This window comes from Bifidobacterium sp. CP2, from assembly GCF_018555635.1.
Taxonomy (GTDB): domain Bacteria; phylum Actinomycetota; class Actinomycetes; order Actinomycetales; family Bifidobacteriaceae; genus Bifidobacterium; species Bifidobacterium saguinibicoloris.
In genome coordinates this window covers 76,166-95,978 of the sequence record NZ_JAFEJX010000001.1, presented here as the reverse complement: position 1 = coordinate 95,978, position 19,813 = coordinate 76,166, and the positions used below count along the sequence as shown (strand labels likewise).

Genomic DNA, 19,813 nt, shown 5'->3' with positions numbered 1-19,813 from the left:
GGCTCCTTCGTATCGGGGTCATGCGATCCGCGCCGCGGCGAGGGCGTCGTCGTCGTGTTCGTCCATCAGGGCGGCGAGCGTGTTGACGGACCCGCGGAAGTATGTGGCGGCGGGACCGTCCCATGTGATGCCGCGGCAGCCGGCGAGCGTCTCGCGCACGGCTCCCGTGACGAGCGCGGTGGATGAGGCGAGCCGGGAGATCCGTTCCCGTCCGTCCGCCACGACCGTGTGGCAGCGGCAGGCCGTCTGTCCGAACATGGGCTCCGGCATGGAGCCGAACTCCTGGGGAGTGGGGGAGAGCGTGAGCCGGCGCATGACGCGCGTGCGGTGTCGTGTGGTGTCCATGCGCCCCATGGAACACCACGTGGGAGGGCGGCGTCCACCCCGGAGGGGCCTTGTGGTCGGAGCCCCGGTTATCCACATATCCGTCAAGACTCTTAACGATGACGTCTCATGGAACGGCATCCTCCGCAGGATATGCGACGGGGCGGGCGCCGGGACATGCCCGGCGCCCGCCCCGGATGCTCATCGACGGGTCCGTGGACGGACAGGCGACGCGGCTCCGCCCGTCACCACGGTTTCGCCGTCTGCGTCGTCGTGGTCGACCCCGTCGTGTCCTTGGACGAATCGCCGTCGCCGGTCGTGGAATCCTGCGACGGCGTGGACTGCTGGTTGGCCTTGAGCAGGTCCTCCACCTGCTTCTTCTGTTCGGCCGTCAGCCCGCCGCCCTTCTTCGCGTTCGTGCCGCCCTGCGATGCCGCGGCGTCCTTCGACGCGGACGTCGCCTTGCCGGAGGCCTTGGCCGCCTCCTTGACGGTGCGCTTCGTCAGCGTCGCCGAGATCCGGGCGTTCGTGTCGACCGCCTCGCGCACCTGCGGCAGCAGCAGGAAGCCCAGCGCCCCGGCGTCGGCGAACTGGGCGTCGGTCTGCCGCTGGCCGGCGCTGAGCGCCTCCCAGTCGGCGTCGTCGCCGTCCGCGGACGTGAGATTGGTGGTGAGGTTCGCCGTCGCCTGGTTGAACCGGCTGACGGCCACCAGGTTCACGGCGGCGACGCCGGTCACGGCCAGCGCGGCCACGGCCAGCACGGCCAGCAGGATGCGCACGCCCAACGGCGCACGGGCCGCCGGCCGCGTCGCGCCCCCTTGCCGGGTCTTCCTCCCGGCGTCATGCGTGTGTCCGCTCATATCAACCTCCTCGACAGTGCGATCCAGGCCCCCGCCTCCCAGGCGAGCAGGGCCAGCATGGCCATGGCGAACGGCCAGACCACCGGGGTCATGCGGGTGCGCTCCTTCGTGGTCTCGGTCACCTTCCAGCGGTCCGACGCCTTGGCGGAGCGGCCGGTGGCGAGCGTCTGCGTGGCCGAGGTCTTCAGGTACGTGCCGGACATTTCGTCGGCGATCTCCTTGAGGTTCGTCTCGTCCATCTTCGACACCCCGGGTTCGCCGGTGTCGGGGTCGGTGACCCACTCCTGGCCGTCGGTCCCGGTCTCCCCGGACACGCCGTCGGCGATCTTCGGGATGTTGCCGCCTTCGACGGACCCCACGCCCACCGTGAACGCGTCGTCCAGATAGCCGCGGAGCGTGGAGAACGAACGCCGGGCCTTCGCCGAGGTCTGCTCGCCGTCGGTGATGACGTACAGCACGACGGCGTCGTCCGGATGCTGGTCGCGGATGTCCTTGAGCGTCGTGACCAGCTGGTCGAGCGGCGCGTCGAGCGAGGATCCGGCGGACACGCTGGTCGCCTCCGGCGCCAGCGTGGAGGCCCAGCTGCGGATGGCCGGCGCGTCGGGCGTCAGCGGCACGTCCAGCGTGCCGGACGCGCCGAACCGCAGTGCGGCGAAGCTGGCGTCCCCATAGAGCTCCGTGAGGTCGTCCACGGCCTTCCTCGCCGCCTCGAGACGGGTGATCCCCTGGTCCGCGCCGTACGTGGCGTCGGCCACGGCCATGGATCCGGTGACGTCCACCGCCACCACCACGTCGGTGGCGTTCACAGCGCGCGACGTGGTGGACGAGACGACGGACGGGCACAGCGCCATCACCGCCGCCAGCAGGCAGACGAGCGTGCGGCGCACGCAGGCCGTCGCGGTCTCGTCGCCGGCCGCGCCGCGCGCATGGCGGACGACGCCGACGACGGCCGCCACGGCCATCACGGCGGCGAGCGCGCCTCCCACGGGCCATCCGAAGATGGGGGACAGTGTCATCGCGTTCATCTCCTCAACCTCCAGGCCAGAGCCAGCCAGATCAGGACGACCGCGAGCAGGGCCGCCGTCCACCATGCCGGGTCGTCCGTCACGGCCGCCTTGGACGCCGTCTCGCTCTGCGCGCGTCTGCGCGATTCGATGTCGCGCACCAGCGCCTCGACCGACGTGCCGTCCGACTGCGTGAGGAACACGCCGTCATGCGATTCGACGAGGTCCTTCATCCGGGTGGTCGTCTCGTCGCCTTCGCTCTGCCGGGGGCCGGAGAACAGGCCGTCCACCGTGATCCTCGCCTTGGCGGTGAGTTCCAGCGCCTGCTCGAGCGTGTATGTGGGCGTGCCGGACACCACGTTGTCCGTGGCGAGCACGATGGACGCGGCGCGGGAGCGTGTCGAGCCGTCGCCCCCGGCCGTCCCGTAGGCGAATCCGGGCAGCATGGCCGCGCAGGAGACCAGACCGTCGCCGATGAGCGAGGTCGTGTCCTTGCGGTTCTGCGTGCCTTCCAGCCAGTCGGACAGCCGCTGGTAGTCGGCGTCGCTCATCTTGTCGATGTCGTCCTGCGATTCGACGCCCTTGAGGGCCTTCGCCGCCGCGTCGAGCTGGCGCGTCACCAGCGAGTAGTCGTCGGTCAGCGGGAAGACGGTGCGCGAGGTCGAATTGAAGATGCTCATGCCGATGCGTTCGCCCTGGAAGTTGGCGACGATGTCGCGGTACGTCTCGATGACCTGCCGGTCATAGGGGAGCGTCGATCCGGACACGTCGAGGCACAGGACGATGTCGCGCGTGGCCGAACGCTCCTCGCCGGCATCCACCGACGACGGACGCGCCGTCAGCGCGCATGCCAGCGTCAGCGCGCACGCCAGCAGCAGCACGGCCAGCCGGTTCAGCGCGCGCCATGTGCGGAACAGCCTCGAGGCGCGCTCCGTGTTGAGGTCGTCGTCCAGATGGAACGCCCTCAACGCGTCGTCACCGCCGTGCCGGCGCCGCGAAAGCGCCACGACGAGCAGGATGACGCCGGCCGCCGCGAGCGCCCCCGCCGCCGCGGCCCACGGCCATTGCCAGGACAGGCTCATCGTCGTCCCCACCTTTCCACAAGATTGCGTACCCAGCCGGCCGCCTCCTCCACGGAGACGTCGCGGGCGTGCGCGTTCACCGCGGCGTCGGCGAACTCGGGCGGATACAGTGCGGCCACGGTCATGCGCAGCAGGTCGATGCCGCCGCGTCCGGACACGCCCTTGTCCTCGCGCCGCAGGTCGGCCAGCGTATGCGAGGCGAGGTCGCGGCCGGACGAGACGGAGGCGAAGTCGCGCGCCACCGCGGCCAGTTCCGCGAACGCGTCCTCCCGGTTCAGCGCGCCGGACGCGTGGCGCTCCACCACGTCGTCGATCCGGGCGCGCCACTGCGCCTTGCCCGTCGCGTCGGCGCTGTGCGCGCCGCGGCGGACGGGCGCGGTCCGTGCGCGCCGCGGCCGCGACAGCAGCAGGACGGCCACGGCCAACGCCACGCACGCCGCCAGCGCGACCGCCATGACGGCGATCAGCGGACCCGTCAGGTCGATGGGGCCGACCGGCGCCGCGCCGGCGGCCTTGAGCGATGCGAATGCGATCATGCGGCACCTCCCACGCCGGACGCGGCGCCCATCATGCGGGGGCCGGACGGGCCCGAGCCGGCCAGTGCGCGCGAGACCAGGCGCACGAACTCGTCGAACATCGCCTCGCTGGAATCGGCCCGGACCACATGGCCTCCCACGCGGTCCATCTCGCGGCGCAGCGCGGCCGCCATGTACGCGCGGTGCGTGTCCACCTGCGCCGCGGCGCGTGGGTCCGCCAGGAAGGCCGGCAGTCGCCGGCGTCCGGCCCCGTCCAGCACCTCGCGCGACCGTGCCGCGGCGAACGGGTTCACGGTGGCCACGTCGATGACGACGAGCGGATGCGTGCGCGCCACCGACCGCAGCGCCTTCATCCGGGAATCGTCCAGCGCATGCTCGTCCGTGGCGATGACGACGAGCGCGTCACGGTCCCTGATGCGCCGCGCGTACGCCAGCAGCGCATCGATGTTGCGCGGCTGCGACCAGTCCCGGTCCAGAGCCTCGTCGAGCACCCGCTCGAACTGGGGGAACCCGCCGTTGAACGGCACGCGCGTGATGCTCGCCGCATCGGACAGCACCAGCGAGATGTCGTCCGAGCGCCGCAGCGACAACGCGGCGAACATGCGCAGCGCGTTCGCCGCCACCTCGAAGGCGCGTTCGCCGGAAACGCACGACCCGGTCATCTCGCGGCCGACGTCGAGCATCATCCATACGCGCGACGTGACCAGGCGCTCGCGGCGGACCACCATCGGGCGGCCCTGCCGGGCGCTCGTCTTCCATTCGATGAGGCGCGCCTCATCGCCGGGCTCGTAGGCGCGCACGTCCATCAGTTCGTCCGAGCCGCCGGCGCGGCGCGAACCGTGCTCGCCCTCGATCACGCCCAGCGCCCTGCGGACGGTGGGCAGGCTCAGCCGCGTGCCCAGCGCCTCGATCCTGGCCCTGACCGGATCGTCGGAACGGGTGCCGATCATGGAACGGGAACCGCCTTGACGATGCGGTCTACCACCTGGTCCGCGGTCACGCCGTCGGCCAGCGCCTCGAACGTGAGGACGATGCGATGACGCATCACCTCATGGACGACCGCCTTCACGTCCTCGGGCACCACGTAGTCGCGCCCCTTGAGCAACGCGTTCGCCTGGCCGATGCGCACCAGCGCGATCGAGGCGCGCGGCGAGGCGCCCAGACGCACCAGCGACCCCAGGCCCTGCACCGGATGCGAACCCGCGCCGCGCGACGTGGCCGCCAGATCCACCGCATAACGCTGGATGGCGTCGGACACATGCACCCGGCGGGCGCACGCCCGCAGGAACTCCACGTCCCTGATCGACACCTGGTCGGCGGGGAGCTGAGCCGGGTCGAACACATCGGAGCCGCGACGCGTGAGCAGCGCCAGCATGCGGCGCTCCTCGTCGGCGGTCGGATACGTCATCACGGCTTTCATCATGAAACGGTCCATCTGGGCCTCGGGCAGCGCGAACGTGCCCTCCTCCTCGATGGGGTTCTGGGTGGCGATCACCATGAACGGGCGGGGCAGCGGGATGCGCTCGCCGCCGATCGTGGTCGCGCCCTCCGCCATCGCCTCGAGCATGGCGGACTGGGTCTTCGCGTTCGAACGGTTGATTTCGTCGAGCAGTACGAAGTTGGCGTGGATGGGGCCGATCTGCGTGGCGAACCGCTGCGAGGCGAAGTCGAACACCTGCGTGCCCACCAGGTCGGACGGCATGAGGTCGGGCGTGCACTGCACGCGCTTGAACGTGCCGGACACGGACGTGGCGAGCGTCTGCGCCGCCGTGGTCTTGGCCAGTCCGGGCACCGATTCGATGAGGATGTGGCCGCCTGCGACCAGCGTGAGGATTAGGGATTCACGAAGATTGTCCTGCCCGACGAGCGTGAGGGCGAAGCGGGCGCGGATGCGGTCCGCCAGGGCCGCCGCCCTGGCCACGTCGTCCGGGCTCAGCGCGGTCGCGGCCGTGGGGGCGGGCACGCGCACGGCGCCCGGTTGCGGGGGCATCTGCGGTTTCGGAGGGAAAATAGCCATGCGCCCCACTGTAACCAAGCGCGGTGACGGTTCCGCCTCCCGCGCAACCGGAACGGGGAGGGGACGTCAGGGCAGACGCCAGTCGACGGGTTCCGCGCCCATCGCCTCGAGCGCCTGGTTGGCGCGGGAGAACGGGCGCGACCCGAAGAAGCCGCGTGCGGCGGACATCGGGCTCGGATGCGGGGACTTGATGATGGCCGCATTGGTGAGGAGCGGCTCGAGCGTCTGCGCGTTGCGGCCCCACAGGATCGCCACCAGCGGGCGCGGCCTGCCGGTGGCCGGGTCCACGCGGGCGTTCAGGGCGCGGATGGCCGCCTCGGTGACCTGCTCCCACCCCTTGCCCTGATGGGAGTTCGGGTGCCCCACACCCACCGTGAGGCACCTGTTGAGCAGCAGCACGCCGCGCTCGGTCCAGGGCGTCAGATCGCCGTTGGACGGCATCGGCACGCCCAGGTCGTCCACGAGCTCCTGATAGATGTTGACGAGGCTCCTGGGCAGCGGCCGCACGTCCGGGGCCACGCAGAAGCTCAGCCCCACCGGGTGCCCCGGGGTGGGGTAGGGGTCCTGTCCGACGATGAGCACCCGTATCGAATCGAAGGGGATGGTGAACGCCCTCAGGATGTTGTGCGCGGCGGGCAGCCACGGCCGGCCGGCCCGGGTCTCCTCACGCAGGAAATCCCCCATGCGGTGCACCTGCGGCTCCACGTCCCTCAGTGCCTCGGCCCATCCCGGTTCGACGAGGTCGCGCAGCGGTTTGATCTCACTCATGCGCCCCACTGTACCCCGTGCCGGGCGGCCGCGCGCCACGGCGGCGGACGTGCGCATACGGTGCGGGCACCGCGCCGGCCATGGCGGCTGGGAAGCGCTGACGTTACACTCGGTGTAGTTTGACGTTGCGAGGAGGTCGCGAGCATGGCGAAGCGTGAGAACCGCGAGAAGGACGATTTCGACTCCTATGAGCCGGATGCGTTCGACAATCCCCCCAAGGGTCCTTCCGGGGTCCACCGCGGCAGGCGTTCGGCGGCGGCCCGGTTCATGCCGTTCGTGATCGTGGTGCTCGTCGCCGCGCTGTGCGGCTGGGGCGCCTGGGGGTACTTCTCCGGCGAGGCCGGCAACATCCGCATGCCGTGGTCCTCGTCGTCCTCCGATTCGTCCTCCTCCGACGCCGCGGCGAAGCAGGCGGCGGCGAAGAAGAAGGCGAAGGCCAAGGCGGCGAAGGAGGCCGCCGCGAAGAAGAAGGCCGAGGAGGAGGCCGCCCAGCAGGCCGCGCAGGAGCAGGCGGCCCAGGAACAGGCCCAGCAGGAGCAGGCCGCGCAGGAGCAGGCGGCCCAGCCGGACAAGACCAAGTCGGTGCGGATCATCAACGGCACCAGGACCTCCGGCTACGCGGCGTCGAAGAAGACCGTGCTCGACCAGGCCGGCTACACGAACGTGGTGGCCGCCAACCCCCAGGGCTCCCTGCCGAGCGCCACCGTGGTGTGGTACGCCGACGCGGCCGACCAGGCCACCGCGCAGGACGTGGCCAATACGCTGGGCATTTCGAACGTCCAGCAGGCGAGCGGGCTGTCGTCGTCCGTCGTGGTGGTGCTGCTGAGCTGACCGCGGCATGCGGCGACGTCCGCCCGCACCGCTTCGACGCCCCCTGTCCATGGCGAGGAGCCGTTTCGTGAACGGTTTCTTGTCGTTGGCAGGGGGCGTCGCTATACTGTCCGATTAGTCGCGAGGCGGGGGGAGCGCGGTGTGGTTGTTCTATTCCCTCCGTGTCGGGAGAGGTACAGCTAGCTCACACACAGCTCAAGGGAAGTGCAACATGGCGCAAGGAACGGTGAAATTCTTCAGCAATGGCAAGGGGTATGGCTTCATCACCCCTCAGGGTGGGGGCGATGATGTGTTCGTCCACTACTCCGTCATCCAGGGTGAGGGTTTCAAGACCCTGAATGAAGGGGACCAGGTCGAGTACGAGGCCGAGAAAGGTCCCAAGGGCATGCAGGCCACAAAGGTCACCAAGCTGTGATCTCGGCTCCGCCCAAGCCGTTTGAAGAACGTGCATCTGTTCGTGAGGTTGAGGATTCGGACACCTCAGGTCGCCCCGGTCGGTATGAAGGGGCTTTTTTCATGCCCGAAACGCCTTGTTCCCGGTCCGGGGCTTCATGCCATGAGCGCAAATCCCGGCGGATGTTGGCACTCGTGGACGCCGAGTGCTAATGTCGCAGTTAGCACTCGGAGGTCGAGAGTGATAAACCGCAGCTGACGGCGGTGCGTCACCCGCGGTCCCACGGGTGGACATCGGTTACCCACAGCCATTTGGAGGACATCAAACCATGGCAAAGATCATCGCGTATGATGAGGAAGCCCGTCAGGGAATGCTCGAAGGCCTTGACAAGCTCGCCAACACCGTCAAGGTCACCCTCGGCCCGAAGGGCCGCAACGTCGTGCTGGACAAGTCCTACGGCGCCCCGACCATCACCAACGACGGCGTCTCCATCGCCAAGGAGATCGACCTCGAGGATCCGTACGAGCGCATCGGCGCCGAGCTGGTCAAGGAAGTCGCCAAGAAGACCGACGACGTCGCCGGCGACGGCACCACCACCGCCACCGTGCTGGCCCAGTCCCTCGTGCACGAGGGCCTGAAGAACGTGGTCGCCGGCTCCAACCCGATCGCCCTGCGCCGCGGCATCGAGAAGGCCTCCGACGTCATCGTCAAGGAGCTCATCGCCGCCGCCAAGGACGTCGAGACCAAGGACCAGATCGCCGCGACCGCCACCATCTCCGCCGCCGATCCGGAAGTCGGCGAGAAGATCGCCGAGGCCCTGGACAAGGTCGGCCAGGACGGCGTCGTCACCGTCGAGGACAACAACCGCTTCGGCCTCGACCTCGAGTTCACCGAGGGCATGCGCTTCGACAAGGGCTACATCGCCCCGTACTTCGTGACCAACGCCGACGACCAGACCGCCGTGCTCGAGGACCCGTACATCCTCCTGACCTCCGGCAAGGTCTCCAGCCAGCAGGACGTCGTCCACGTGGCCGAGCTGGTCATGAAGTCCGGCAAGCCGCTGCTGATCATCGCCGAGGACGTCGACGGCGAGGCGCTGCCGACCCTCATCCTCAACAACATCCGCGGCACCTTCAAGTCCTGCGCCGTCAAGGCCCCGGGCTTCGGCGACCGCCGCAAGGCCATGCTGCAGGACATGGCCATCCTGACCGGCGCGCAGGTCGTGTCCGACGAGCTGGGCCTCAAGCTCGACTCCATCGACACCTCCGTGCTCGGCCACGCCAAGAAGGTCATCGTCTCCAAGGACGAGACCACCATCGTGCAGGGCGCCGGCTCCAAGGAGGACATCGACGCCCGCGTGGCCCAGATCCGCGCCGAGATCGAGAACACCGATTCCGACTACGACCGCGAGAAGCTGCAGGAGCGTCTCGCCAAGCTGGCCGGCGGCGTCGCCGTCATCAAGGTCGGCGCCGCCACCGAGGTGGAGGCCAAGGAGCGCAAGCACCGCATCGAGGACGCCGTGCGCAACGCCAAGGCCGCCATCGAGGAGGGCCTGCTGCCCGGCGGTGGCGTGGCCCTCGTCCAGGCCGCCAAGAAGGCCGAGTCCGATGAGGCCGTCACCTCGCTCACCGGCGAGGAGGCCACCGGCGCCGCCATCGTGTTCCGCGCCATCGAGGCCCCGATCAAGCAGATCGCCGAGAACGCCGGCGTCTCCGGCGACGTCGTGATCAGCAAGGTCCGCTCCCTGCCCGACGGCGAGGGCTTCAACGCCGCCACCGACACCTACGAGGACCTGCTGGCCGCCGGCGTCACCGACCCGGTCAAGGTGACCCGTTCCGCCCTGCAGAACGCCGCCTCCATCGCCGGCCTGTTCCTGACCACCGAGGCCGTCGTCGCCAACAAGCCGGAGCCGAAGGCCGCCGCCCCGGCCGCCGGCGCCGACATGGGCTACTGATCGGCGGGACTCCCGTCGAACCGAAGCCGATGGGCAGGACGGAAGACCCGTCCATCGGCATCCATGTGCCGTCCCGTGCATGCACGGGACGGCACATGCCGTTTCCGGACGTTCCCGTCGGGGACGTCACTGCGCGAACAGCCGTGCGGCCGCGGTCTCCGCGTCCGCATACACCGTGGACGCGTGAGACAGCGAGCGTTGTATGGATTCGAGGGATGATTCCATCTGCTGCTGCGCCGCGCGCCACTGCTCGACCACCGAGGTGAACTGCGTGGCCGCCGATCCCCTCCACGCGTCCTGCAACGCGTTGAGGTTCGCCACCATGCCGGTCACGGCCTGTCTGATCTGTCCCACGGATGACTGCACCGCGGCGCTGGATGATGCGATCCGTTCCGAATCGACCTGGTATTGAGGCATCGTCGTCTCCTTCGTTCGTCATGGATGATGGGTCCGGTCTCGCCGGACGGCGTCCGATTGGTGCAACCGGCCGCTAAGGTGGAGTGTATGAGTTTCGAATCGTTCACCAACGGAAAAACGACCGATGTGGTCAGAGCCCCCCGCATCGGCGTGTCGCATGTCGGGAAATGGCTTGTCTGCGCCGTTCTGGCGTTGCTGTGCACGATGTGGATAACTCCCGTCGCCCTCGCCGACGGCGGCACCGGACTGATGACCGACAACATCACCGACACGCAGAACCTGCTCGGCTCCAACGCCTCGGCCGTCACCGACAAGGTCAAGGAGACCTACGAGAAATCCGGCGTGTACGTCCGTCTCATCTACGTCGACAGCTTCGGCGAAGGCGCGAAGCCCACCGAATGGGCGAAGGAGGCGTTGGAGGCCACCAACCCGAAGCCCAACACCGTGCTGCTCGCGGTGGCGTCCGCGGACGGCAGCCTCGTCGTGTCGGTCTCCAGCAACTCGGATGAGTGGCTGCGCGATTCGGACACCGTCGACGCGTTGAGCAAGGCCGCCATGGAGCCGCTCTCCGACTCCTCCAAACAGGATTGGTCCGGCTCCGCGATCGCCATGATGGACGAGATCCAACAGCGCAAGCAGACCTCGACGAACTCGCGCACCGTGACCATCGGCGTCATCGGCATGGGCGCGGGTCTCGCGGTGCTCGTCATCGTCATCGTGGTGACCATCGTCGTCAGGCGGCGTCGCGAAGTCGACAAGGACGCCGGTGAGCAGGACGAGCAGGCGCAGGCCTCGACGGACGTCCCGTCCGACGATGGGACCGGTGACGCCGGGGCGGCGGCCGACGTGACGGCCGTCGAGACGCCGTCCGGCCCGGAACCGCCGGCCGTCGAGGAACAGCCGTCGGCCGCGCCGGAGGAGCCGGCCCGTCCGATGACGCGACGCGAGCTGCGCGAGGCGCGCAAGCGGCAGCGCGGCCTGTTCGGCAGGAAGCGCGGCTGACCCGTCCGGCGTCGGCCGCGTCCACGCCGGAACCGCGCGGAATGCACAGACGGCTTTCAGGAAACCGTCAGACAGCGAGTCCATGCTGGGAGGCATGAGCAAGCCTATCGAAGCATCCATCGTCGTCGTGGACGACGAACCGTCCATCCGAGAACTGCTGGTGGCCTCCCTGCATTTCGCCGGGTTCGAGGTCAGCACCGCCGCATCCGGCTCCGAGGCCATCGAAGTCATCGAGAAGGTCCGTCCGGACCTCATCGTGCTGGACGTCATGCTCCCGGACATCGACGGGTTCACGGTGACCCGCCGCATCCGCCAGGAAGGCATCGACGCGCCGGTCCTCTTCCTCACCGCCCGCGACGACACGCAGGACAAGGTCATGGGGCTGACCGTCGGCGGCGACGACTACGTCACCAAGCCGTTCAGCCTCGAGGAGGTCGTGGCCCGCATCCGCGCCATCCTGCGGCGCACCCGCGAACAGGTGGAGGACGATCCGATCATCCGCGTGGGCGACCTCGAGATCAACGAGGACTCGCACGACGTGACGCGCGCCGGACAGACCGTCGAGCTGAGCCCCACCGAATACAAGCTGCTGCGCTACCTCATGGACAACGCCGGACGCGTGCTGTCCAAGGCGCAGATCCTCGACCACGTCTGGCAGTACGACTGGGGCGGCGACGCGGCCATCGTCGAAAGCTACATCTCCTACCTGCGCAAGAAGGTCGACGGCGTCATGGTGGAAGGCGACGACGGCGAGAAGCACAAGGTCACGCCGCTCATCGAGACCAAGCGCGGCATCGGCTACATGATCCGCGAACCGAAGTCATGATCACCCATCCCCGCACCCTCCAGGACGAGACGGCGACCCCTCCGGCCGGAGCCCCGGGGAGCGCCGCGGCGGGCGCGCCGGCGGCCGCCTCGCACCCGGCCGCCGGGAAACGCCGCGGGGGATGGCACCGCTTCACGCGGTTCTTCCTCGACCGGCTCGACCGCGTCCCGCTGAGCGCCAAGCTCGTCGCCTCCACGCTCGTCGTGCTCATCATCGGCACGGTGGGCATCTCGGCCTCCATCAGACAGCTCGTCAGCGGCTACCTGCTCGAGAAGACCGACAACCAGATCATCTCGCAGAGCACCCTCATCTTCCGCAACACGGACCTGCTGCGCAGCATGGACCAGCGGAACAACGGGCTCAACACGTACTTCCTCCAGATCCGCTACGCGCAGGACGGCAAACTCACCGGACAGACCGAGACGAAGCTCTATCCGATCCTCGACGGCAACGTCGTCACCATGCCCCAGCTGCCGTCCAACTCGGCGCTCACCGACGACATGCTCGGCACGCCGTTCACCACCGGCGCGCAGATCACCACGCTCGCAAACGTCATGGGCGGCTCGTCGTCGGGCTCGGATTCCGGTCAGGATTCGGATTCAGGGGCTTCGTCGGATTCGGGGCAGGATTCCTCCGGATCCCAGGACGACGCGGGCCGATCCGCGGGCGAGGGCTCGTCCGCCGGCTCCGCCGGGATGAGGGCCTCGACGGTCCCCACGCGCAAGACCATCCAGACGGCGGGAGCCCCCTGGCGCGTGGCCGCGTTCCGGTGGGAGGACCAGGACGCCAACGGCAACAAGGTGTTCCGCGGCATCGTGTTCATCGGCCTGTCCCTGTCCGACCAGATCGACACCATCAACACGCTCACCCGTTACTGCGCCACCGTGGGGATCGCCATCGTGCTGCTCGGCGGCTCCCTGGTGGCGCTGCTCATCCAACGCACGCTGGATCCGCTCAAGCGCATCGAGAAGACCGCGGCCAAGATCGCCGCCGGAGACCTGAGCCAACGCGTGCCCTGGGCCCCGGAGAACACGGAGGTCGGCTCGCTCGCGGCGTCCCTGAACACCATGCTCGCGCGCATCGAGAAAAGCTTCCACGAGCAGGAGCAGACCACGGCGAAGATGAAGCGGTTCGTCTCCGACGCCAGCCATGAGCTCAGGACGCCGCTCGCCGCCATCCACGGCTACGCCGAGCTGTACACCATGCAGCGCGGCATGCCCGGAGCGCTCGAACGGGCCGACGAATCCATCGCCCACATCGAGAAATCCAGCCAGCGCATGACCGTCCTCGTGGAGGACCTGCTTTCGCTGGCGCGCCTCGACGAGGGGCGTGGCATCGACATGACGCAGACCGTCTCGCTCACCACCCTGGTGGCCGACGCGCTCGACGACCTGCACGCGCTCGACCCCGAGCGGGAGGTGACGCGCGGCACCGTGGCGTTCCGTCCGTCGACCGACATGGACCATCCCGCGGCCATCGACATCGCCGCCGGTCCCATGACCCCCGTCACCCTCACCGGCGACGCCTCGCGTCTGCGCCAGGTGGTCACGAACATCGTGGGCAACATCCACCGGTACACGCCGTCCGATTCGCCCGCGCGCGTGGGATTGGGCGTCATGCCCGCCTCGATCGCGCCGGAGCGCCTCGCCCAGATGCCGTCCACCGATGAGTCGATGCGGCACTTCCTCGAAGCGGCCGACGTCGGCCAGTCGATGAGCACCGGCACCAACTATGCGGTGATCAGGTTCGAGGACCACGGCCCCGGCGTGCCGGACGAGTCCCGTCCGCAGCTGTTCGAACGGTTCTACACCGCGGACCCCTCCCGTGCGCGGGAGAAGGGCGGCACCGGACTGGGACTGGCCATCGCGCAGTCGGTGGTCAAGGCCCATCGCGGGCTCATCTGCGCGACCGGCACGCCCGGCGGCGGACTCACGTTCACCATCGTGCTGCCGTTGGGACCGGTCGCCGCGCCGGCGGTCCCGTCCGCGTCCGCGGCCGACCGGCCCGCGGATACGGACAAGACGGGCAAGGCGAAAGGCAAGGACAAGGCCGGCAGGACGAAGCGCGGAGGCTGGTTCTCCCGATGAACCGACGGACGCCCCTCCGGCGCGCTACGCCCAAAGCGAGCCGGAGGGGCGTCGCGCATGATGCGGTAGAATGGACCGGCTTACAGAAATGACGCCAGTGAAGAAAGCGAGAGTGCACGATGCCCACCGGTCGAGTTCGTTGGTTCGATGCCGCCAAGGGATATGGCTTCATCACCAGTGAGGAAGGCAAGGACGTGTTCCTGCCCGCGGCCGCTCTGCCAGCCGGATCCACCACGCTGCGCAAGGGCGCCAAGGTGGAATACTCGGTCGTCGAGGGCCGCAGGGGCCCTCAGGCGATGGACGTGACCCCGGTGGCGGCCGCACCGTCGCTGGTCAAGGCCACCCGTCCGAAGCCCGACGACATGGCCGCCATCTGCGAGGACCTCATCAAGCTGCTTGATTCGGCGGGCAACACGCTGCGCCGCCACCGCTATCCCTCCGCGGCCGAAAGCCGCAAACTCGCCACGCTGCTGCGCGCCGTGGCGGACAACTTCGACGTACAGGACTGATTCACACCCATGAGCGACAACACCGCAATCAGCGAAGACGGGACGCCGTCGGTCGACCCGCGCGAACTGGCCCGCGCCACCGCGCTGTCCGTGGCCGAGGAACCCGAACAGGTCGGCGATGTGATCGACGCCATCGACCTTGGTGACGGCGTCACCGATTTCCGTCTCGCCGCGCATGTGCGCGGCTACGAGGGATGGCAATGGTCGGTCACGCTCTACCATGACGTCGAGCTCGGCGACTGGACGGTGAACGAATCCTCGCTCATCCCCACCGACGACGCGCTCATGCCTCCCGCATGGGTGCCGTGGAAGGACCGTCTGGAGCCCACCGACCTGGCCCCCACCGATTCCATCGGCACCGACCCGGACGATCCGCGGCTCGAGGACGGCTTCCGCAGGACCGAACCAGTCGCCGACGACGAAGCCCGGGATGCGGCGTCCGATGGAACCGCCTCCGAAGGCGATGGTCCCGCGACGTCCGAAACGTCCCCCGAGGACGACGGGGAGCGTGGCGCCGTCGTGACGGCGGCCGGGGACGAATCGGAGGACGAGGACGAGGCCGTCGAGGAGTTCGACCTGTCCCGCCGCCATGTGCTGTCCCAACTGGGGCGGGCGCAGACCGCCAAGCGCTGGTACGAGGGTCCACGAGGCCCCAAGGCCATGTCCACGAAGACCGCCGCCGGCAACCTGTGCTCCACCTGCGGGTTCCTCGTGCCGATCAAGGGCGAGCTCAACCGCATGTTCGGCGTGTGCGCCAACAAGTGGAGCCCCGACGACGGCCGCGTGGTCTCCCTCGACCACGGCTGTGGCGAGCATTCGGAGATCGATCCGCCGGAGCCCAGCCGCCTGTGGGTGCAGTCGAAGCCCGCCTTCGACGACCTGCACATCGACATCATCGCCCAGCAGCCGCGCGAGGAGCGCGAGCCGGTCGAACTCATCGAGCGTGCCGACGCCGAGGACGACAACGACACGGACGTCGCCACGGAACAGGACATCGAGGAGAACACCGAGATCGACGCGGACTCCAAGGACGTCGCCGAGAACACCGTGGAGCCGGACGACGAGCCGGAGCTCGAAGCGGTCGTCGATCTCGCCGCGGAAACGGACGCTGATTCGGCCGCGGAACCCGGCGAGACCGTGGAGCCGGACGACGCGGGGGAGACGGACGTCGAAGAGACCGTCGGCGTCGAGGAAACCGACGACACGGCCGACGAGGCCGAGCCGGAGACGCAACCGGCGGATGACGAAGGCGCCGACGAGGAAGGAACCGACGACGCGGCGCCGACGGATTCCGCAGACGATGCGGCGGGGGAGACCCCGGACACGGAGCCGGCCACGGACGAGCCGGACGCCGGTCCGGACGCCGTCGAATAGACGCGTCGCGCCGCAGGCGGACGAAACCGCGCGCATATGAACGGGCCCGCACGATTCGGACGAATCGTGCGGGCCCGCATCCATGGACGCCCGTGTCAGTGGACCACGGTGACCGTGCACTCGGCGAAGTTCACGATCTGACGCGACACCGAGCCGAGGAAGTGCGCGTCCAGACCGCTCAGGCCACGCGACCCCACCACCAGATGGCTCGCATACCGGGACGCGGCGACGAGCCCCTTCGACGCGGAGATGTGGAACGCATGCGACCCCACCTCGAGGCCTTCGGGAAGCGACGCCTCCGCCAGCACGCCGGCGAGCATCTCCTCCGCACGGCGCTGTCCCACCTCGATCGGGGCCACCGCACGCTCGTACCCGGGGACGCTGCCCAGATCCTTCAACTGCCAGCAGAACAGCACCTGGAGCGGCGCGTCATGCAGCCGCGCCTCCTCGGCGGCGAACGCCAACGCGCGGCGTGAGATGTCGGACCCGTCCACGCCGACCACCACCGGCCTGCGGGACTCCTCCACGACGCCCTCGCTCGGCAGGTAGTACACCTTCTCCTCCACGGGGGACAACGCGTTCGCGATGTCGTTCGTCACCGTCTCCTCCTCGCCGCCGGCCAGACGTACCACCGTGACCGGCACCTCGGCCGACTCCGCGAGCGACGCGGACAGCGAACCCAGGAACCAGCGGGCCACCGGCCCCAGCGAACGCCGACCCACCACGATCTGCCGGGCGTCCCTGCCGATCTGCAGCAGCGCCGCGGTGCCCGAGGCCTTCACCGACGTGAGCGTGAGGTCGGCGGGGTCGAAATCGACACCCTCCGACGCCTCGTCCACCCACCGGCGCAGCTGGGCCGCGATGTCATGGCGGACACGCTCCCAGCCCTCCTCGCTGTCCGGCTCCGCGCCCATGTCCCACGAGCGGGTCCAGCCGTACACCGCGTTCACCCGGCGACCGGACAGGGCCGATTCGCGCATGGCCCACCGCAGCGCCGCGAACGACTCGTCCGAACCGTCCACGCCGACGACGATGTCGGCGTCAGGCGCGGCGTTGAATGTCTGTGTGGTCATCATTGCCTCCTTGACGAACTGATACCCCCAGCATATCCTCCCGCGTACGTCCATAGCGGAATATCGGGACGCGGGGCGCCAAACGTCACCGCGAATCGCTAGAGTTAAGGGCAGTGTCAATTGAGGAAGGACAAGTATGTTCGAACGGTTCACAGACCGTGCGCGGCGCGTGATCGTGTTGGCGCAGGAAGAGGCGAGGTCTCTCCAGCACAACTACATCGGCACCGAACACCTTCTGCTCGGCCTGATCCGCGAAGGAGAGGGTGTGGCCGCGAAGGCGCTCGCCGCCAAGGGCGTCGAGTTGGACGCCACCCGCAAGCAGGTCGAGGAGATGATCGGCAAGGGCAACGCCACATCCAACGGCCACATTCCCTTCACCACGCACGCCAAGCAGGTGCTCGAACTGAGCCTGCGCGAGGCGCTGCAGCTCGGCCACAGCTACATCGGCACCGAGCACATCCTGCTCGGCCTGATCCGCGAGGGCGAGGGCGTCGGCACCCAGGTGCTCATCAAGATGGACGTCGATCTGGGCGAGCTGCGCTCCACCACCATCGACATGATCCGCGGCAACTCTGGCACCGCCGATGCCAAGGGAGACCTGGCGAACGCCGGCGGCGTGGCCGACAAGGCCAACAAGTCCGGCTCCGCCATCCTCGACCAGTTCGGCCGCAACCTCACCCAGGAGGCCGCCGAAGGCAAGCTCGACCCGGTCATCGGCCGCTCCAAGGAGATCGAGCGCGTGATGGTGGTGCTCTCCCGCCGCACCAAGAACAACCCCGTGCTCATCGGCGAACCCGGCGTCGGCAAGACCGCCGTCGTCGAGGGGCTCGCGCAGAAGATCCAGGCCGGCGACGTGCCCGAGACCCTCAAGGGCAAGCAGGTGTACTCGCTGGACCTCGGCTCCATGGTGGCCGGCTCCCGCTACCGCGGCGACTTCGAGGAACGCCTCAAGAAGGTCCTCAAGGAGATCAAGACCCGTGGCGACATCGTGCTGTTCATCGACGAGATCCACACCATCGTCGGCGCCGGCTCGGCGGACGGCGCGCTCGGCGCCTCCGACATGTTGAAGCCGATGCTCGCGCGCGGCGAGCTCCAGACCATCGGCGCCACCACCACGGACGAGTACCGCAAGTACATCGAGAAGGACGCGGCCCTCGAGCGCCGCTTCCAGCCCATCCAGGTGCACGAGCCCACCGTGGCCGAGACCATCGAAATCCTCAAGGGTCTGCGCGGCCGCTACGAGAACCACCACCACGTGACCATCACCGACGGGGCGCTCCAGTCCGCCGCCGAGCTCTCGGCGCGGTACATCCAGGACCGCAACCTGCCGGACAAGGCCATCGACCTGATCGACGAGGCCGGCGCGCGCCTCAGGATCAAGCGCCTGACCACGCCGCCCGAGCTCAAGGAGCTCGACCAGAAGATCGCCAAGGTCTCCGCCGAGAAGGAGCAGGCCGTCAAGGACCAGGACTTCGAGAAGGCGGCCTCCCTGCGCGACAGCCTCGAGACCATGCAGTCCGAGCTCAAGGAGAAGCAGAAGGCCTGGCACGAGGGTGAGTCCGACGTGAAGATGGTCGTGGACGAGGACGTGATCGCCGAGGTCATCTCCTCCACCACCGGCATCCCGGTCGTCAAGCTCACCCAGGCGGAGTCGAAGAAGCTGCTCAACATGGAGGCGGAGCTCCACAAGCGCATCATCGGCCAGGACGAGGCCGTGTCCGCGCTGTCCCGTTCCATCCGCCGCACCCGCGTGGGCCTCAAGGACCCGAAGCGTCCGTCCGGCTCGTTCATCTTCGCCGGCCCCACCGGTGTGGGCAAGACCGAGCTGGCCAAGACGCTCGCCGAGTTCCTGTTCGACGACGAGGACGCGCTCATCCGCGTCGACATGTCCGAATTCTCCGAGAAGTACGCGGCGTCCCGCCTGTTCGGTGCGCCCCCGGGATACGTCGGCTACGAGGAGGGCGGCGAGCTCACCGAGAAGGTGCGCCGCAAGCCGTTCTCCGTGGTGCTGTTCGACGAGATCGAGAAGGCCCATCCGGACATCTTCAACACGCTGCTGCAGGTGCTCGACGACGGCCATCTCACCGACGGTCAGGGTCGCAAGGTGGACTTCAAGAACACCATCATCATCCTGACCACCAACCTCGGCACGCGCGACATCGCCAAGGCCGCCAACACCGGCTTCAACCTCGGCGCGAACACCGAATCCAGCTACCAGCGCATGAAGGAGCAGGTGAGCGCCGAGCTCAAGCAGCAGTTCCGCCCCGAGTTCCTCAACCGTCTGGACGACATCATCGTGTTCAAGCAGCTCACCGAGCCGCAGGTGCGCCAGATCGTCGACCTCGACGTCAAGCGGCTCAACGACCGTCTGTTCGACCGCCACATGTCGCTCGAGCTCACCGACAAGGCGAAGGACCTGCTCGCGCAGAAGGGCTTCGACCCGCTGCTCGGCGCCCGCCCGCTGCGTCGCGTGATCCAGCGCGACATCGAGGACGCCATCTCGGAGAAGATCCTCATGGGCGACCTCAAGGACGGCCAGCGCGTGGTCGTCGATTCGGAGGGCGAGGGCATCCTCGGCGAGTTCACCTTCAAGGGTGAGACGTTCGAGGAGCCGTCCAAGGACGGCGACGCCCCGGCATCCCCGGCAGGGGACGGCAAGCCCGAGCTGGTCGGCGCGACGACCTCCGACGCGGCACCGGCCGCGGGCGACGCCTCCGGCGACGCGGAGTAGCGTTCCGGCCGAGGTTTCGGCCAT

19 protein-coding genes are annotated in these 19,813 nt (G+C 68.7%); 9 read left to right on the top strand and 10 right to left on the bottom strand.

What is annotated here, in order from left to right; genetic code table 11:
- Positions 1 to 18: 18 nt before the first annotated feature.
- From JS531_RS00360 to JS531_RS00325, 8 genes are all read right to left on the bottom strand, one after another.
- Positions 19 to 345, bottom strand: a complete 327-nt coding sequence (locus tag JS531_RS00360) for a hypothetical protein (RefSeq protein ID WP_214311075.1) — start codon at positions 343 to 345, stop codon at positions 19 to 21.
- Between the two features lie 224 nt (positions 346 to 569).
- Positions 570 to 1,184: a DUF6466 family protein gene (locus JS531_RS00355; protein WP_221343560.1), complete on the bottom strand. Its 615-nt coding sequence runs from the start codon at positions 1,182 to 1,184 to the stop codon at positions 570 to 572.
- Positions 1,181 to 2,209 (bottom strand): VWA domain-containing protein, encoded by a 1,029-nt coding sequence (locus tag JS531_RS00350; protein WP_214311073.1) that lies wholly within the window; start codon positions 2,207 to 2,209, stop codon positions 1,181 to 1,183. The genes JS531_RS00355 and JS531_RS00350 overlap by 4 nt, the downstream gene beginning before the upstream one ends.
- Positions 2,206 to 3,270, bottom strand: a complete 1,065-nt coding sequence (locus JS531_RS00345) for a VWA domain-containing protein (protein WP_214311071.1) — start codon at positions 3,268 to 3,270, stop codon at positions 2,206 to 2,208. The genes JS531_RS00350 and JS531_RS00345 overlap by 4 nt, the downstream gene beginning before the upstream one ends.
- Positions 3,267 to 3,806: a peptidyl-prolyl cis-trans isomerase gene (locus JS531_RS00340; RefSeq protein ID WP_214311069.1), complete on the bottom strand. Its 540-nt coding sequence runs from the start codon at positions 3,804 to 3,806 to the stop codon at positions 3,267 to 3,269. The genes JS531_RS00345 and JS531_RS00340 overlap by 4 nt, the downstream gene beginning before the upstream one ends.
- Positions 3,803 to 4,756 carry a DUF58 domain-containing protein gene (locus JS531_RS00335; RefSeq protein WP_214311067.1) on the bottom strand — a complete coding sequence of 318 codons (954 nt, stop codon included), beginning with the start codon at positions 4,754 to 4,756 and terminating at the stop codon, positions 3,803 to 3,805. Before JS531_RS00335 ends, JS531_RS00340 begins: the two co-directional genes overlap by 4 nt.
- Positions 4,753 to 5,823 (bottom strand): MoxR family ATPase, encoded by a 1,071-nt coding sequence (locus tag JS531_RS00330; protein WP_214311065.1) that lies wholly within the window; start codon positions 5,821 to 5,823, stop codon positions 4,753 to 4,755. Before JS531_RS00330 ends, JS531_RS00335 begins: the two co-directional genes overlap by 4 nt.
- Before the next feature lie 66 nt (positions 5,824 to 5,889).
- Entirely contained in the window at positions 5,890 to 6,591 is a 702-nt protein-coding gene (locus JS531_RS00325) for a uracil-DNA glycosylase (RefSeq protein WP_214311063.1), read from the bottom strand.
- Between the two features lie 144 nt (positions 6,592 to 6,735).
- On the opposite strand from JS531_RS00325, the gene JS531_RS00320 reads away from it, so the two are divergent.
- The 3 genes from JS531_RS00320 to groL all read left to right on the top strand — a co-directional run bounded on the left by JS531_RS00320 (position 6,736) and on the right by groL (position 9,770).
- A complete protein-coding gene (locus tag JS531_RS00320) occupies positions 6,736 to 7,422 on the top strand; it encodes a LytR C-terminal domain-containing protein (protein WP_214311055.1) in 687 nt (228 codons plus the stop codon).
- A gap of 211 nt (positions 7,423 to 7,633) precedes the next feature.
- The gene (locus JS531_RS00315) at positions 7,634 to 7,837 is read left to right on the top strand and encodes a cold-shock protein (protein ID WP_214311053.1); all 204 of its coding nucleotides are present in this window, start codon (positions 7,634 to 7,636) and stop codon (positions 7,835 to 7,837) included.
- 307 nt (positions 7,838 to 8,144) lie between these two features.
- Positions 8,145 to 9,770 carry a chaperonin GroEL gene (gene groL, locus JS531_RS00310; RefSeq protein ID WP_214311051.1) on the top strand — a complete coding sequence of 542 codons (1,626 nt, stop codon included), beginning with the start codon at positions 8,145 to 8,147 and terminating at the stop codon, positions 9,768 to 9,770.
- A 126-nt stretch (positions 9,771 to 9,896) separates the two neighbouring features.
- Here groL and JS531_RS00305 read toward each other — a convergent pair whose 3' ends face one another.
- Positions 9,897 to 10,187: a WXG100 family type VII secretion target gene (locus JS531_RS00305; protein WP_214311049.1), complete on the bottom strand. Its 291-nt coding sequence runs from the start codon at positions 10,185 to 10,187 to the stop codon at positions 9,897 to 9,899.
- Positions 10,188 to 10,274: 87 nt separating this feature from the next.
- Here JS531_RS00305 and JS531_RS00300 point away from each other — a divergent pair, with 87 nt between their 5' ends.
- The 5 genes from JS531_RS00300 (at position 10,275) to JS531_RS00280 (ending at position 15,985) form a co-directional block, all read left to right on the top strand.
- Entirely contained in the window at positions 10,275 to 11,189 is a 915-nt protein-coding gene (locus tag JS531_RS00300) for a TPM domain-containing protein (protein ID WP_214311047.1), read from the top strand.
- 94 nt (positions 11,190 to 11,283) lie between these two features.
- The gene (locus JS531_RS00295; protein ID WP_214311045.1) at positions 11,284 to 12,015 is read left to right on the top strand and encodes a response regulator transcription factor; all 732 of its coding nucleotides are present in this window, start codon (positions 11,284 to 11,286) and stop codon (positions 12,013 to 12,015) included.
- Positions 12,012 to 14,102 (top strand): HAMP domain-containing sensor histidine kinase, encoded by a 2,091-nt coding sequence (locus tag JS531_RS00290; protein ID WP_214311043.1) that lies wholly within the window; start codon positions 12,012 to 12,014, stop codon positions 14,100 to 14,102. Before JS531_RS00295 ends, JS531_RS00290 begins: the two co-directional genes overlap by 4 nt.
- Before the next feature lie 119 nt (positions 14,103 to 14,221).
- Positions 14,222 to 14,611, top strand: a complete 390-nt coding sequence (locus JS531_RS00285; protein WP_214311035.1) for a cold shock domain-containing protein — start codon at positions 14,222 to 14,224, stop codon at positions 14,609 to 14,611.
- A 9-nt stretch (positions 14,612 to 14,620) separates the two neighbouring features.
- The gene (locus tag JS531_RS00280) at positions 14,621 to 15,985 is read left to right on the top strand and encodes a DUF3027 domain-containing protein (protein ID WP_214311033.1); all 1,365 of its coding nucleotides are present in this window, start codon (positions 14,621 to 14,623) and stop codon (positions 15,983 to 15,985) included.
- Positions 15,986 to 16,080: 95 nt separating this feature from the next.
- Here JS531_RS00280 and JS531_RS00275 read toward each other — a convergent pair whose 3' ends face one another.
- A complete protein-coding gene (locus JS531_RS00275) occupies positions 16,081 to 17,058 on the bottom strand; it encodes a universal stress protein (protein WP_214311031.1) in 978 nt (325 codons plus the stop codon).
- 136 nt (positions 17,059 to 17,194) lie between these two features.
- Here JS531_RS00275 and JS531_RS00270 point away from each other — a divergent pair, with 136 nt between their 5' ends.
- The gene (locus JS531_RS00270; protein ID WP_214311029.1) at positions 17,195 to 19,789 is read left to right on the top strand and encodes an ATP-dependent Clp protease ATP-binding subunit; all 2,595 of its coding nucleotides are present in this window, start codon (positions 17,195 to 17,197) and stop codon (positions 19,787 to 19,789) included.
- Positions 19,790 to 19,813 lie beyond the last annotated feature (24 nt).

Bases quoted from the DNA above. Each gene is read 5' to 3' on its own strand.
- JS531_RS00340 (WP_214311069.1), bottom strand. From the start codon at position 3,806: ATGATCGCATTCGCATCGCTCAAGGCCGCCGGCGCGGCGCCGGTCGGC.
- JS531_RS00295 (WP_214311045.1), top strand. From the start codon at position 11,284: ATGAGCAAGCCTATCGAAGCATCCATCGTCGTCGTGGACGACGAACCG.
- groL (WP_214311051.1), top strand. From the start codon at position 8,145: ATGGCAAAGATCATCGCGTATGATGAGGAAGCCCGTCAGGGAATGCTC.
- JS531_RS00305 (WP_214311049.1), bottom strand. From the start codon at position 10,187: ATGCCTCAATACCAGGTCGATTCGGAACGGATCGCATCATCCAGCGCC.
- JS531_RS00320 (WP_214311055.1), top strand. From the start codon at position 6,736: ATGGCGAAGCGTGAGAACCGCGAGAAGGACGATTTCGACTCCTATGAG.
- JS531_RS00325 (WP_214311063.1), bottom strand. From the start codon at position 6,591: ATGAGTGAGATCAAACCGCTGCGCGACCTCGTCGAACCGGGATGGGCC.
- JS531_RS00275 (WP_214311031.1), bottom strand. From the start codon at position 17,058: ATGACCACACAGACATTCAACGCCGCGCCTGACGCCGACATCGTCGTC.
- JS531_RS00350 (WP_214311073.1), bottom strand. From the start codon at position 2,209: ATGAACGCGATGACACTGTCCCCCATCTTCGGATGGCCCGTGGGAGGC.
- JS531_RS00300 (WP_214311047.1), top strand. From the start codon at position 10,275: ATGAGTTTCGAATCGTTCACCAACGGAAAAACGACCGATGTGGTCAGA.
- JS531_RS00360 (WP_214311075.1), bottom strand. From the start codon at position 345: ATGGACACCACACGACACCGCACGCGCGTCATGCGCCGGCTCACGCTC.
- JS531_RS00285 (WP_214311035.1), top strand. From the start codon at position 14,222: ATGCCCACCGGTCGAGTTCGTTGGTTCGATGCCGCCAAGGGATATGGC.
- JS531_RS00330 (WP_214311065.1), bottom strand. From the start codon at position 5,823: ATGGCTATTTTCCCTCCGAAACCGCAGATGCCCCCGCAACCGGGCGCC.
- JS531_RS00315 (WP_214311053.1), top strand. From the start codon at position 7,634: ATGGCGCAAGGAACGGTGAAATTCTTCAGCAATGGCAAGGGGTATGGC.
- JS531_RS00335 (WP_214311067.1), bottom strand. From the start codon at position 4,756: ATGATCGGCACCCGTTCCGACGATCCGGTCAGGGCCAGGATCGAGGCG.
- JS531_RS00280 (WP_214311033.1), top strand. From the start codon at position 14,621: ATGAGCGACAACACCGCAATCAGCGAAGACGGGACGCCGTCGGTCGAC.
- JS531_RS00345 (WP_214311071.1), bottom strand. From the start codon at position 3,270: ATGAGCCTGTCCTGGCAATGGCCGTGGGCCGCGGCGGCGGGGGCGCTC.
- JS531_RS00270 (WP_214311029.1), top strand. From the start codon at position 17,195: ATGTTCGAACGGTTCACAGACCGTGCGCGGCGCGTGATCGTGTTGGCG.
- JS531_RS00290 (WP_214311043.1), top strand. From the start codon at position 12,012: ATGATCACCCATCCCCGCACCCTCCAGGACGAGACGGCGACCCCTCCG.
- JS531_RS00355 (WP_221343560.1), bottom strand. From the start codon at position 1,184: ATGAGCGGACACACGCATGACGCCGGGAGGAAGACCCGGCAAGGGGGC.